The sequence below is a fragment of the Oleiphilus sp. HI0117 genome (genome assembly GCF_001635235.1).
In genome coordinates, this window is the sequence record NZ_LWGA01000809.1 from 1 (window position 1) to 13,719 (window position 13,719).

At 43.8% G+C, this 13,719-nt stretch carries 10 protein-coding genes and 1 riboswitch; of the genes, 2 read left to right on the forward strand and 8 right to left on the reverse strand.

The window, feature by feature from the left end; translation table 11 throughout:
- Positions 1-70: 70 nt before the first annotated feature.
- The 7 genes from cobU to A3757_RS13375 all read right to left on the reverse strand — a co-directional run bounded on the left by cobU (position 71) and on the right by A3757_RS13375 (position 12,045).
- On the reverse strand, positions 71-625 hold the full coding sequence (cobU, locus tag A3757_RS13345) for a bifunctional adenosylcobinamide kinase/adenosylcobinamide-phosphate guanylyltransferase (RefSeq protein ID WP_068552905.1): 555 nt from the start codon (positions 623-625) through the stop codon (positions 71-73).
- Positions 622-2,106: a cobyric acid synthase gene (locus tag A3757_RS13350; protein ID WP_068552902.1), complete on the reverse strand. Its 1,485-nt coding sequence runs from the start codon at positions 2,104-2,106 to the stop codon at positions 622-624. The genes cobU and A3757_RS13350 overlap by 4 nt, the downstream gene beginning before the upstream one ends.
- 18 nt (positions 2,107-2,124) lie before the next feature.
- Complete coding sequence (locus tag A3757_RS13355; protein WP_068552900.1) at positions 2,125-3,309, reverse strand: hypothetical protein; 1,185 nt, start codon at positions 3,307-3,309, stop codon at positions 2,125-2,127.
- A gap of 36 nt (positions 3,310-3,345) precedes the next feature.
- Positions 3,346-5,280 carry a TonB-dependent siderophore receptor gene (locus A3757_RS13360; RefSeq protein WP_068552898.1) on the reverse strand — a complete coding sequence of 645 codons (1,935 nt, stop codon included), beginning with the start codon at positions 5,278-5,280 and terminating at the stop codon, positions 3,346-3,348.
- Between the two features lie 102 nt (positions 5,281-5,382).
- Positions 5,383-5,620: riboswitch (cobalamin riboswitch) on the reverse strand.
- Between the two features lie 84 nt (positions 5,621-5,704).
- Positions 5,705-10,807 carry an AAA family ATPase gene (locus tag A3757_RS13365; protein WP_068552896.1) on the reverse strand — a complete coding sequence of 1,701 codons (5,103 nt, stop codon included), beginning with the start codon at positions 10,805-10,807 and terminating at the stop codon, positions 5,705-5,707.
- On the reverse strand, positions 10,798-11,070 hold the full coding sequence (locus A3757_RS13370) for a hypothetical protein (protein ID WP_068515697.1): 273 nt from the start codon (positions 11,068-11,070) through the stop codon (positions 10,798-10,800). Before A3757_RS13370 ends, A3757_RS13365 begins: the two co-directional genes overlap by 10 nt.
- 111 nt (positions 11,071-11,181) lie before the next feature.
- Positions 11,182-12,045 (reverse strand): energy transducer TonB, encoded by an 864-nt coding sequence (locus tag A3757_RS13375; RefSeq protein ID WP_197470039.1) that lies wholly within the window; start codon positions 12,043-12,045, stop codon positions 11,182-11,184.
- A gap of 239 nt (positions 12,046-12,284) precedes the next feature.
- On the opposite strand from A3757_RS13375, the gene A3757_RS13380 reads away from it, so the two are divergent.
- The gene (locus tag A3757_RS13380) at positions 12,285-12,563 is read left to right on the forward strand and encodes a response regulator (RefSeq protein WP_068760303.1); all 279 of its coding nucleotides are present in this window, start codon (positions 12,285-12,287) and stop codon (positions 12,561-12,563) included.
- Positions 12,564-12,578: 15 nt separating this feature from the next.
- On the opposite strand, the gene A3757_RS13385 is transcribed toward A3757_RS13380, so the two are convergent.
- A complete protein-coding gene (locus tag A3757_RS13385; protein ID WP_231878274.1) occupies positions 12,579-12,833 on the reverse strand; it encodes a GIY-YIG nuclease family protein in 255 nt (84 codons plus the stop codon).
- Between the two features lie 184 nt (positions 12,834-13,017).
- On the opposite strand from A3757_RS13385, the gene A3757_RS25205 reads away from it, so the two are divergent.
- Positions 13,018-13,332: a succinate dehydrogenase assembly factor 2 gene (locus tag A3757_RS25205; protein ID WP_082865225.1), complete on the forward strand. Its 315-nt coding sequence runs from the start codon at positions 13,018-13,020 to the stop codon at positions 13,330-13,332.
- The last annotated feature ends 387 nt before the right edge of the window (positions 13,333-13,719 follow it).

Here is a 13,719-nt window from a genome sequence, read left to right on the forward strand (position 1 = left end):
GCCACGATAAAGTATTCACACTTAACAAAGGATCAGCAGTTTTATTTTCGCTATCAAGCATCAATATTTCCTAAGAACTGCCAGGCTTATTGTTCGCATTGGATTTGAGTGAAAGAGGCAAGCCTGCGACAACTAAATCGACCTGATCACAAAGGCTTGCCAAGCTTTGATGTAACAGCCCTGCTACATCACAATATTTACGACTTAAATCGCCTAAAGGCATGACTCCCATATTGGTCTCGTTGGAAACCAAAATTAATTCTACATTTGTTAGACTGACAGCCTCGACAAATCGATCAAGCTCTAACTGGACGCGTGTTTTGTCTTCAAGCATCAAAAGATTAGTGACCCATAAGGTAAGACAATCAACAACGAGCACTATATCTTCACCAGCACGTTCCTCAAGCACTTTTGCCAACTCTAGCGGCTCTTCTATCACACACCAATGATCTGGCCGATCTGCCTTGTGACGCTCAATTCGTGCTGCCATCTCCTCATCCAGTGCTTGTGCAGTGGCAAGCAAACAAATCGACGATGCACTATTGTTTGCCATAACTAGCTCTGCTTGCTGTTCTGCATATCGGCTCTTGCCAGATTTTACCCCTCCAAGAATGAGTCTTTTCATCCGGTCTGCTCCAGTAACTCTATCAGCTTATCCATATCAATCGCTGACTCAAAAGCATTGGCTAAGCGCTCCAACTGCTTCTCACGCACTTCTTCAAGGTTGACAGTGGTATCTGATCTTAGTCCAGCCCACTCTAGCAGTGCTTGCAATGCTTCCGGTGAATCAAATATACCGTGCAAATAGGTACCCTTAACCAGGCCGTCACTACTAGTTGCGCCATCTGTACCCGCGAGAGAAGCGTCACCCGTTGATGACCCCAAATTGACAATCATCGGGCGCGCCAAGTCATGTCCTGTGGTCACTCCCGTATGAATTTCATAGCCTTTTACAGGTGCTGAACTTTCGGCTAACTCGCCCACACAATTAAGTAATTTCTTTTCAGCCAACAAGCTAGTCGCACACGAAAGCAAAGCGAAACCTTCACTACTGCCTGGCCGACCTTCTACACCACTTTCATCAGTGATTAATTGCCCTAGCATCTGATAACCGCCACATATTCCCAACACCTTTCCGCCATACCTTAAATGACGATTTAAAATGTCTTTCCAACCATTTTGAACTAAGAAACCTAAATCAGAACGAACGGATTTGGAGCCCGGCAATATGATCAAATCCGCAGGCGGAACCGGGTCCCCTACATTGATATAACGAAAATCAACATCAGGATGCAAACGCAAAGGGTCAAAATCTGTATGATTACTTATACGTGGAACAACCGGCACAATTACACGAAATTTATATTCAGAACTTGGATCGAGTATCTGCTCTGGCAAAGCATCCTCTGCATCAAGGTGTAGACCATGAAGGTAAGGCAGAACACCAAGCACCGGTTTTCCCGTATACGATTCCAGCCAGTCCAAGCCAGACTGAAGCAAGGAAATATCACCTCTAAATCGGTTAATGACGAAACCTTTGATACGCGCTTGCTCAGACTCAGACAGCAATGACAAAGTACCGACCAAATGTGCAAACACACCGCCGCGATCAATATCGGCAACTAAAATAACCGGGCAATCCACTTCCTCAGCAAAACCCATGTTTGCGATATCTCTGTCGCGTAGATTAATCTCTGCCGGTGAGCCAGCACCTTCAACAATGACATGCTGAAATTCATTAGCAAGTCGCTCATGTGAACTTAGCACCGCAGCCATCGCAACCTGTTTATATTCATGGTAAGACGTCGCAGACATGTTGCCTCTGGACTTACCGTGAATAATCACCTGCGCACCGGTATCTGTTTCAGGCTTCAACAAAACCGGATTCATATCCGTTGTCGGCAAAACACAAGCAGCGTGCGCCTGCAATGCCTGCGCTCGCCCTATTTCGCCACCATCAACCGTAACAGCACTGTTGAGCGCCATATTCTGAGGCTTAAAAGGCGCCACTTTATGGCCGCGCCTCACCAAACAACGACACAAAGCAGCCACTAAGGTACTTTTACCCGCATCTGAAGTGGTGCCTTGTATCATCAGTGTTGTCATATCTTAACCTTTACTCAATTAGTCGTTCACAACTATCGACGAGCTCAGCGTATCAAGGTCAATCCTCTCAATACCACCTGTGTACTCAGCAGCACGGTCACCCGAAGCATAACGCCCCACTCCTGTTATGAATAAATCTCCTGCAAAAAGGTCTATTTCAATTGGGTTCTTAACGGTTAGCTCTAAGCCATCTAGTTCACCAGTACCAATTGACACTTCTGCGTCAGTCAGTGTATCAATTGCGATTAGGTAGGCTTGATTCGGCGCATACGAGCTATCAAGTCCCTGAGTGACAACATACAATACGTCTTCATGGATCAATGCAGCAGAAGCATTCGGGAGGCCGTCTTCATCATAATGACTGATATCAATACTATCTAATACGAAATCATCTGACGAGCTATCAGTAACGCTTGGATCGATGACAAGAATTGACCCTTCTCCCCAGCGAATAACATAGGCTTTATCATCAGATGCGAAAAGCACATCATATGGGTTACTGTTGCTTTCGCCGTCTTCATCATTCAAACCGTACTGCCAGGTTAAGGTGTTTGGGTTGTCTATATCGTACTTCGATAAGTTATTTTCACCGTACTTACCTATTCTGTAGTAGTCACTTCCATTTACTGCCACATCGATATCAGAACGATCCGTAGCTGCAAATCCTTCAGTGTGGTCAAAAGGCGCAACTGCTTCCGCAATTGAAATATCACTAGATGAATAATCAGATGCAACACCTTTAATAAATGCACAAGCATTCGCGCAATCGCCACTCAGGTTTTCTGAAAAGGTAATGCTTCCCGGGTTATTGCTTAACTGAATCGTATCAACCACTGCGTTATTACTAGTATTAAGAATCTGAATCTGAGGTGTTGCAAAGTCTCCAACACCTACCCACAACTGCCCCGATGGGCTAAGTTCCAGCGACTGTATATCGACACTCTCGAAACCGGTAACAGGCTCCGTTACTACCGCACCCGTTGTAGGGTTAAACTGATAAAGACTACTAGAACCCCAGCTTTCGTTTCCCTGAAAGTACGCCAAAGTATCGCTAACGTAAACTGATGCGGCAATATTTCCATACAAACCAGCTGTTTCAGATTTGATACTGTTGTCACTTGAACAACCAGTAACGCCAATCGCACCTAGCGCCAATAGCCCTAAGACTAGTTTTTTACCTGCCACATTTTTTTCAATATTCATTACTTGCTCCTATTAATAGTATTTACACACTATCGATCAAAATTGATGAGCATAAGAAACAAACCACTGACGCCCGGGCCCTGGGAATCGGTTGTATTTGCTTACACGCTGACCACTAACATTCTTAATTTTAAATTCGAGTGAATCTTTTTCACTTTTAAAGCCAAGACTGGCGTTAACCTGCTTAACGTCGGGAAGTTCGGCCACACCAGCTGAATCGTAAACACCACCCGACTGCCGTACATATTCCAAGCCAACCGAACGCCCTTGGTCGGCAACCCGCATCTCAACAGTTCCGGAAAAGTCATAAACGCCCGGCAAGGACTCCCCCCTGAAGGCTCTAGAGTTAGATTTATCTTCAGTATCTTGGAAGGTGAGGTTCGAATTAATACAGACAAAATTCGATAAGTGAAGCTCATTGCTGACTTCAATACCGATCACTTGCGCTTTAGAAAGATTCTGCGGTTTGCCAATGCCTCGCGAGTTGTAAATAGTGACAATGGCATCGTTAAGATCACGATAAAACAAAGCGAGCGTACCGGATGTTCTGGTTGACTGATAACTAAGGCTAATATCGGTGTTTAGGGCTTTTTCCTCAACAAGGTCTTCATTGCCTAAAGTGAACCCGCGATCACCATACATTTCATTTAACTCGGGAAGTCTAATATTTCTGGAGATGTTGGCCCTGAATTGAACCTCAGCACTTAGCTGTGCAAGCAAACCAAGCTGGAGGTCATGATAAAACTCAGCAACCTGATCCTGCTTTATTTCATCTACGACAGAGATCCCACGAGCACTACCATTGACCAACCAAAAACCTGAATTAGACAGCCATTCATCTTGTAGCCCGACAACAGTTGTCACGCGCTGATATTGACTAGAAGTGCCTTCGATGCGTTCCTGTAGATCGTAGCCTTCGATCTTTGCGCTTAACAGTGCGGCCCAAAGATTCGCACCGGAAGAAAAACTAGCTTTAATATTTCCACCAAATGATTTTGATACAGTTCGGTCATCATTTCGCAATAAACCTACTTGATTTTTCTCATCCCGAAATATCGTTTCTTTATAAAGTCCATATAAACTATAGTTAAAAACAATACCGCGCCTAAGATGCTGCTCTATATTGGCTTGCATCGAAAAGAACTCTGAGTCATAGGTGGCATCATTGTCTGCAAGGTTTTGTATCTCTGGAACACCCTGCTCTTTATTAGAGTATTGCGTAGTTAAACTAAATCGATACGCCTCATTAACCTGCTCGTTAAATGATGCCAGAAGTGATGTATGTACAACATCATTATTGTTCTTATTTTGATCATAATCGTCGGCGTAATAATCGGGCGTATCGTTTGTATTGATGACTGTATAGTCATTGTCAGCACTAAAGTGCTCAGCAGAAAAAAGATAATTAAGGGTATCCAGACTCCCTTTATACGATGCTGCAGCACGTTTGAGGCCTTCTGAACCAAGACTTGAACTAAGTAAGCCACCGGCTTTTCGTGCACCACCGCTAGTCTTGATATTAATTGCCCCACCAATCCCGGCTTGCTCTAAATATATCGGGACATTACCCCGGTATATTTCTACCTGTTCAACCGCACCAAGTAAGAACTGGCTCAAGTCGACAGCCCCCTGGTAGGAGCCATTCAGCAATACACCATCCAAGTACACGTTTACTTGTTTACTAGATGAGCCGCGAACACTAACAGAACTGAAACTGCCAAAGCCTCCAAGATCTCTGACTTGAACCCCCACTTGGCGCTCAACTATATCGGCAACGCTTACGGCATCACTAGAGAAATCTTCTTTCTTGATAACGGTAACTAAACCAGTATTGCTTGAGGGGTCAACATCAGTCAGCTTGGGGCGTGAAGTTTGAACAAGTACTTCGTTATGTTTTCCTAATATTTCCTGTGCATAAGCATGATAGGAAAAAATTATAAGTACTAAATAGGCAGCAACAAGTCTAAGCACAACTCACCCAACAGCATGTGATGATGGCNTACGAAGGAAGTAAAAAATATACTGGAGAAAAATTACGCACAGCAATATTTTCAAATATCGCCCTCCGCAATACCTTAAATTAAGTTCTCAGGCCGGTCTCCGGGCTTATGAGCATCTGATCACTGTCAGTAGAACTAGCGCCTTCCCATGTATTAATTACACAGTGGCGAGAGCTAGTCCTGTTACTCAATTACCGTTGCGGGGGCAGCGTTGGACTTATTCACTGCTTTAACATACAGCCTTCACCAACTTCCCGTTTCATTCTTAGCAAATGGACAAAGCCAAGAACACCTGTAACGTGGGCGCTAATGTAATAATGTCAGGTTTAAAAGTCAAGTATGCAAATATTTAGGGCCAGAGTAAAAACGGCTATTTTTATTCTGGCCCTAAATATTTATTGCTCTGGAATAGTAAAGTAAAAACTTGCGCCTTTGCCAACCTCAGAGTCGGCCCAGACCCTCCCTCCATGCTTTTCGACAATCCGCTTAACCGTTGATAAACCGACGCCGGTGCCATCGAAGTCACTTTTGTTATGCAATCGCTGGAAGGTCGAGAAGAGCTTACCGGCATGTGACATATCAAAACCTGCACCATTGTCCTTAACCTTAAACACGCGCTCTGTTCTTCCGAGTTCGTCCTCTACCAAAGCAGAGCTAAATGCTATTTCTGCAGATTCTGTCTTGCTACTGTACTTCCAGGCATTGTTTATCAGGTTTTCAACGACTGAATGCATCATTCTGGCATCACCATTGATATTCATATCTGGCTGAATATAAATATCTACGACACGCAGGGGATAGGTATCGCGCAGATTGGCCACTACTGTGTCAGCAATTTCGCTTAAGTTTAGGTCTGTTCTTTTTACTTCTTTTCGCTGCATTCGTGACAGGTCCAGCAAACCGTTAATCAAGTCTTCCATCGACTTGGCACCGGCAACGACTTTCGCCAATATCCGTTGCGCTTCTTCATCAAGCTGCGAGGCGTAATCATCAAGTAAGATATCACTAAAGCCTTTGATCATGCGTAAGGGTGATTTTAGATCATGCGATACAGTGTAACTAAATGACTCCAGTTCTTTATTTGCTGAGGCTAATTCAACATTAGCCTGGTCCAGATCTCGTGTTCGCTGGGCTACTTTCTCTTCCAAACTAGCATTCAGGCCCGTCACTTCATTAAACAAACGCGCATTTTCAAGCGATATAGCAGCCTGTGTCAGTAAGACTTTTATCACACTCATGCGCTGCTCGGTAAAGACCCCTGTACTCAAGTTATTCTCTAAGTACAGAGCGCCTATTTGAGATTTTCGGTAAACAATTGGCAAACATAATACCGACTTTGACCTTGCTTTCGATATATAAGCATCCTCTTTAAACTCGCCGTCAGCGCAAGCATTTTCTAGCCAGATTGTTTCACCTAAACGAAGTGTTAAATTGATTATGTCCTGAGGAACATTCACGGACTTTTCCAGAGGTATATGCATTAAATAGGAAGCCTGATCGTTTGGTAAATCGACTTGAGCTTCTATCTTTGGCCCCTTCAGGCTCTGTACAACCAAGACCCCAATATGTGCACCTGCATTTTCAAGAATTACTTTCATCATGCTTTCAATGAGGTTGTGTAAATCCAACTCCCCCGACAGGGTCTGCATTGACTTTATGATTGACTGAAAATCCAAAGCCTCTCCCGACCTGACTGAACTGGTCGCGGATAAGCCAGTTGAAAACTGCTGAGTCAGCGTAACATTTGACGAATTACTAAATGTGGCTGGCACTGTTTTATCACGTTTCTCACTTATAGCCAGCTCAGGATAACATGCTAATAGCCTATCAATTTTGGCTTTATTCCCCCAACTCTTGTACCAGCTATGTGCCCGTTTAATCGGAACATCGGCAAGGGATTCAAAACCAATATCTATTAAGTAGCGTCCAAAGAATTCGTTTGATAAACCGGCATATTGTCTAAAGCCGTTTTCCTCGGCTTCCTTTATGGCCTGTTTATAACGCTTTGCCGTTTGTTCAAAAGGCGCGCCATCTAAGGCAAGCTGCTCTGCTTCTACCAAAGCAATTTTATGCTCATGATTAAGAGAATATAAATCGGCTCGAAGCTGAAGAATGTGCTTGAGCTCGTTTGATACTTTCTCCAATTTTTTGAATGCTTGATGACTAGCGCCTACAAAGCCCTCTCTCTGAGCACGAATAAAGGCAAGATTACTAAGGCAATATAGGTCAACCATCATAAAATGGCTTTTGAAAAGCCCGTAACTTGCAACCGCGTCAAACAAATGCGCAACCAGTGTTTCGCAATCCGCTTCGTCCCAGAAGAAGTATTCAAAACGGCAATACATGAGAAAGGCTTTGAAAGAACTACCATTGATAATTGCTAACGAGGTCGCCTCGAAGTTTTCGTCGCCAAGCAAGTATTCGTGCTTAAGATAAGATTGCCAAGAGTTTTCAAGTATCGGCAGAAAAGGAACACGCAAAGACTTTTTCTCGACAAAGGCCTTCGCCTCCTCATACTCTGTTAGTAACTCTTCAATGGGAAAGCCCGCAACCGCTTTGATCGTTGACTTCGCAGATAAGCACACCCCTGCTCTAGCAAGCTCTCCTGTCTCAATCCCGGCTTCGAAGCCTCTCTCGTAAGCGTAATATGACTCTGTGACGTGTCCTTTTAGATGTGCAAGTGACACTCCAATTCCATTCCATGCAGAAGCGGAGTCCCTACAGTTCGGATTACTTTCCAGCCACTGCTTAGCTTTTTCACCAGCTTCATAGGCTGCCCCATACTCATCTCTTAACGCCAATAGCATGCCATAGGTAGTTAAGGTCACCGGTGTTGCATCAGTTCGACCATGCAGTGTTGCAGATATCAAACTAGCCTGAATACAAACAGAAGCGAATTCTATGCGTTGCATCAAAAAGCCAGCTAAACCGAAATTAACCAAAACATAATTAGTTAAGTGATGCGACCGATCTTTACATTCTGGCCAGTTTTCAAAATCCTTAATCGGACGCTTAGCCAGCGCATCCCTTAGTTGCGATGCTTGCTCTAACATGATGGCTTTGAGAGAACTTAGGTCATCAGGAATATCAATACCCAATATTGACAAAGCCTGCCGCCCCATTTCTAGCCCAAGTGCGTAGTCTGAGCGGCCTATGGCTTGCACAAGCAGGTAGGCAAGCAACTCCACCTTGTCTAAAGGATCAATAGCATTATCGACCAGCTGGGAGTAAAGTTGCTTAGATGCTTCAAGGTCTCCGTTTAAGTATGCAGCTTCCGCTTTGATTTTATAGAGCTTGAAGCACTTATCATAACTCTCAGCCCATGCATTATCGCCCAATAAAATTAATGCCAAGCTTGAGTATTGATCAGCAGCAAGCCACACACTTGATAGCTTGGCTTTCTCAGCAGCCAAAACATTAAGCTCGATCAGGTTTTCAATTTCCAACTGATCGGAAATAAGCGAGATGCCATGATTAAGCTGCTCCACAAGCTCAAACACCCGTTCTTCTTTTTCGTCATCACTATAAGTCTTATATAGACGCCAGCCTATACTCAGGTGAGTATCGACCCTCTCTTCCTCACCCAAAGACTCATACGCTGCTTGCAACATCCGATCATGAAGGAATTTACACGATGGGATAAAACTATGAATTGCGGTTTCATGGCTCCGCAATGAATAATACTGGCTAAGTAATTTTTGGGGTACCAATACACTTTCGCCGTACTCCCCTTGCAGTGTTTGCTGAAAGCCGCCGATTACAGCTAAAAACCAATCGCCCCCCTCCTGAACAAGCAAGCCTTCTTTTAATGCCAGCCACAAAGATTCAGCAACTTCCTCCATGGGTAAGTCACTGGCAACAGCCAATGTTTCCAAATCAAATCTGGTACCCACACATGCAGCTTTTTGGAGGAGCTTTTGGGTTTTAATCGGTAGCTCAGACATGCGTTCAAGCATGAGCTCGACAACATTATCAGTTATCGACTCTAATTTTATAGTCTCCAAATCCCAAGTCCAATAGTGCTCTGAAATATCAAACGTTACGAGACCTTTCCTATCAAGCGCTTTAAGGAACTCTATCGAGAAAAAAGGGTTGCCTCCTGTTTTTGAAACAACAAGATCTGCCAGCTCTTGAACATCGGCTTGGGTACGCTGAAAAGTATCCATAATTAGCAAACGTAACTGGCCTTTTTTCAGCGGTTTTAGTTTTATATGTTGCGCCTCAAACTTTCGAGCGGCAACTTTGTTTAACATGCTTTGAGCCGGGTGCTGGCTATCAACTTCATTATCTCGATAAGCAAGTAATATAAGAAGGCGACAACCAGGTTCACTGAGCAACTCCGGTATCAGATGCAAAGTTCCGCGGTCTGCCCATTGAATGTCATCAATAAAGATAACCCAGGGCTTATCTTCTGTAATGGTTTTAATGAAAGCCTGAAAAACTAGCACGAAACGAGCAAGCGTCTCTTGTGCACCAAGAAGCAAAGGTGCCTCGTGTTTGCCGAAAAGCAGTTCCAATTCCGGAAGGAATTCAATTAACACTCTGACGTTATTACCCAAAGCTTCACCTAAGCGTTTACGCAGTGAAAGCAGCTGATCTTCAGGTAACCTTAGTTCTTGTTTTAGCCAGTTTGTCAGAGCTGCCTTAATCGCAGAGTATGGTGTATTTTGTTGGAATTGATCGAACTTACCGCTTATAAAGACGCCATTGCTCGCTGCGATGGGTTTGTACACTTCGTGAATCAATGCTGACTTGCCGATCCCTGAGTAACCGCAAACTGTCAGTAATTGGGGCCGACCTTGTTTCGCTTTATCAAAGCTTTCAAGCAAAAGGCCAAGCTCTTCATTTCGGCCATATAAGGTCTGAGGTATGCAAAAGCGACTAGATACATCGTTAGTCGCCAGCAAAAAATCATTTACCGTGCCATCTTTAACAATTGAACGCTGACAATGCAGCAAATCATGCTTTAGACCGAATGCGCTCTGGTATCTATCTTCAGCATTTTTCATCATCATTTTATCAATAATTGATGAAATAGCTGCTGGTAAAGCTGGCCTTTTAGTCGAAGCGCTCTGCTGTTGAGTCGCCATGTGGGCATACACTATACCCAGAGCATCATCAGCTTCGAATGGTAAGTCTCCCGTCAGAAGTTTATAGAAAGTTACGCCCAGAGTGTAAATATCACTTCGGTAGTCTATAGCACGGTTCATTCGCCCTGTTTGCTCGGGAGAAATATAACTTAAAATACCTTCAAGCTTATCAGGCTCGATAATGGCTGGCTGTTCGCGCGTTAATAATGAGGCCAGACCGAAATCGATAATTTGTACTCTTCCGGTATCCGGATTCAGAACGATATTTCCGGGATGCAAGTCTTTATGAATTACTTGAGCATGGTGAATCGCATCCAAGGCATCAGCGAGTTGAATAGCAATATCAAGGAATAGAGGAACAGGCAATTGATGGGAGTCTTGACTTTCAGCATAACGTTTTAAGTCCATGCCCGAATATCTTCCATCACCATACAAGGCGATAAAGAATCATCGATCAATTCCATTGCTTTAACGATGTTCGGGTGGTCAAACATCTGAAGAACTTCGTAGCTGAAAGCCATACGGGCACGCTGACTTTCTATATCGCAATTCTCACCGCAGGCACGGAGAATGACGCCCTCGCCTGTGGCTGCATTTTGGGCGCGAAATACCCTTGTTCCAACGCTTGAGAAAAGCGTTTCACTAATCGCATAATTAGGTATTTGGAACATACAACCTCATCGCCTGCTATCTTACTTATTCTTTTAAGTATAGCAGTCAAATCAGAGTAACCAGCATTATGGATGCCATGCAATAAGCACTGGCCAAATGACGCTCAACAGTTACTTAATCTGAAAGCTTATCGGTATTTCGATATAGCTGGCGACGTTCTTACCGTTGACTTGTGCAGGCTTAAACGTCCAGGAATCTTGCACAGTTTCCCAAGCGGTATAATCCAACACACCATAGTGGCTGCTTTGAATAATTAGTAAGCTCTCGACACCACCGTTGGGGTCGACATTCACTCCAATCACAACAGTACCCTGCCAGCCCCGTTTTGCAGCAATGGGAGGATATTTGGGTTCCGGGTTATCAGCACTTCCTAAAACATAGGAAGGTTTAGGTATTAACTCTAGCGCCTCAGGTTCCGTTTCCTGTACTTCTACAGGCTTTTCATCAGGTGGCTCATCGGCTTTCGTTTCGCTTGGTGGCTGATTGGGCTCAATAGAATTATTTTGCTCAATTTTTTGCTCGCTATAAAGGGCTCTAGTAGTCTCGACGGAACTCAGTACAACATCACGTATACTCGGTTTAACGATATCCTGTGATTTTGATTTCGGTACTTCGTCGGACCTGTCACTTTTCTCTCTCTTAGTCTTTTTTTGTTCAGACTCAAGTATGCTTTCCTTACTATTTTGCTTGTGTGTTTTTGGTTTTTCTGGGAGTTCCGGCCTCTTTTGTTCCACTTCACGAGGCATTTGAGCAGATACGTTTTCAACAATCTCCTTATCAGCGGGGTCCCCCTCCTCTTGCGAGGGTCTTAAGGAAACATTAACCGAAGTTTTTCCAATCGGCGCAAAGATTTCGTTCTGTCCTTCCCAAAGACTCAGCGCAATATGTGCCAAAAATGACAGTATAATCGCACCGGCTAAGGCTTTTCTTGGCCGAGAACTTGAACCACTAGCAATGGGTGAATCTATTGACAAGAACTTGTTTTCCATGGGTTGGGACTAAAGAAACGGAAACTGTGTGGAATAATACATTGAAATATAAACTTTTCTCTAAAGTTATCTATACTTTTAACCTGTAAAGAGATTGAAGACCACTTATTTACCAGCAGAAGTAGCGAGAAGAGAAGTTAAACATGGCAAACATATTAGTTGTTGATGACTCTGCATCAATGAGACAAATGATCAAATTCACCCTCGAGATCGCCTGACACAAAGTGACCGAAGCAACTGACGGTTTACAGGGTTTGCACCAAGCAAAAGATAATGCTTACGAGTTAATCATATCGGATGTAAATATGCCCAATATGAGTGGCATTGAGATGACAGCTGAGGTGCGTGCGCTTGGCTCGCATAAGTCTACACCCATTCTGTTACTCACAACCGAGTCAGGTCTTGATAAGAAAACCGAAGGCAAAAAAGCGGGAGCAACCGGCTGGCTAGTTAAGCCATTCGACCCGGAGCAGCTTACCAAAATAGTTAATAAGGTACTCTAGTCTATCGGGTACTCGTTAGCGGTTTGATGCTTCACAAATGAGCGTTTGTTTTTTAAGCACGCTCATTCTTTTTATCTCTACCTCTCTCTTAGTAGCCTCTGAGCGACTCTCAAAATCTTGAGAATAAACGATCTCTCTAGGTTCATGACCACGGAAAAACTTGGCGCCCTTCCCCGCCTTTTTCTCAAACATTTCGCAATGTTCTTTAAATCGCCGATCAATATCCGTGCTGATGCCGGTATATAGTTTTCCACAGGATGTTCGGATCATGTAGACCTGCCAAGACATCAATAAGCCTCTAAATTCATTATTCAGTTAAATATACACTAATTAACCACGGCGATGCGTAGCCGGAGTCATTCAGCTTATATCTTACACCACAACGACGCTCTGTTCTTGAGTGTACCCAAAGCAAGCACTATAATGCAGCCTCTGCAAACAATTGGATAACTCAATGTCGGATCAGCCTTCGCAAAACTCAGCAAATGACACCCAAGAAACAAGCCAGCTCGATGAAACGAAAAGGGCTGAATTCAACCGATTGTTTTGGCATAGCCGCCGAGGAATGCTCGAACTTGATGTGCTGTTAGTGCCATTCTTGAAAGAGGCCTACTCTACTCTTCCTGAAGATGACCAAGCCCGTTTTAGAAACTTATTAGATTGTGAAGACCCCGATCTTTTTGCTTGGTTTATGCGTAACGGAGCACCAGAAGACCCGGATCACGCTCGCATAGTTAAGATTATTCTTGACCGTGTTCAGCCAGACTAAAGTTCAGTTTATACCGTCCAAGTTACTTGCGGGAGTAATTTTGCTCCCGTATGCCGCGGCTATTTTTCTTAGCCTTACTCACGAAATTTATCTGCCGCTAAAAGTTTCTATCTGCTTGATATGCACACTAGCTGGTTTTTACCATCTGCTAAGTCGAGCTTTGCTTCGCTCTCGCTTTGCTATCACTTCCTTAGTTGTTTCCAACGAGAACCTTAGTATTTACTTTTCGAACGAAGATGCAATCAACGGACAAATACTTGGAAAAAGTTTTATCTCCAGATATCTTTGCTTACTTACGGTAAAACATGCTCCTCTTATTGATAGTCGCCTAGCCTTTATTAGTGCGTACACAAGTAAATCTCATATATTAGTTACACCTCTAAACCT

Excerpts from the sequence above, each read along its gene's own strand:
- cobU (WP_068552905.1), bottom strand. The coding sequence starts at position 625 with ATGAAAAGACTCATTCTTGGAGGGGTAAAATCTGGCAAGAGCCGATAT.
- A3757_RS13350 (WP_068552902.1), bottom strand. The coding sequence starts at position 2,106 with ATGACAACACTGATGATACAAGGCACCACTTCAGATGCGGGTAAAAGT.
- A3757_RS13355 (WP_068552900.1), bottom strand. The coding sequence starts at position 3,309 with ATGAATATTGAAAAAAATGTGGCAGGTAAAAAACTAGTCTTAGGGCTA.
- A3757_RS13365 (WP_068552896.1), bottom strand. The coding sequence starts at position 10,807 with ATGGACTTAAAACGTTATGCTGAAAGTCAAGACTCCCATCAATTGCCT.
- A3757_RS13370 (WP_068515697.1), bottom strand. The coding sequence starts at position 11,070 with ATGTTCCAAATACCTAATTATGCGATTAGTGAAACGCTTTTCTCAAGC.
- A3757_RS13385 (WP_231878274.1), bottom strand. The coding sequence starts at position 12,833 with ATGATCCGAACATCCTGTGGAAAACTATATACCGGCATCAGCACGGAT.
- A3757_RS25205 (WP_082865225.1), top strand. The coding sequence starts at position 13,018 with ATGTCGGATCAGCCTTCGCAAAACTCAGCAAATGACACCCAAGAAACA.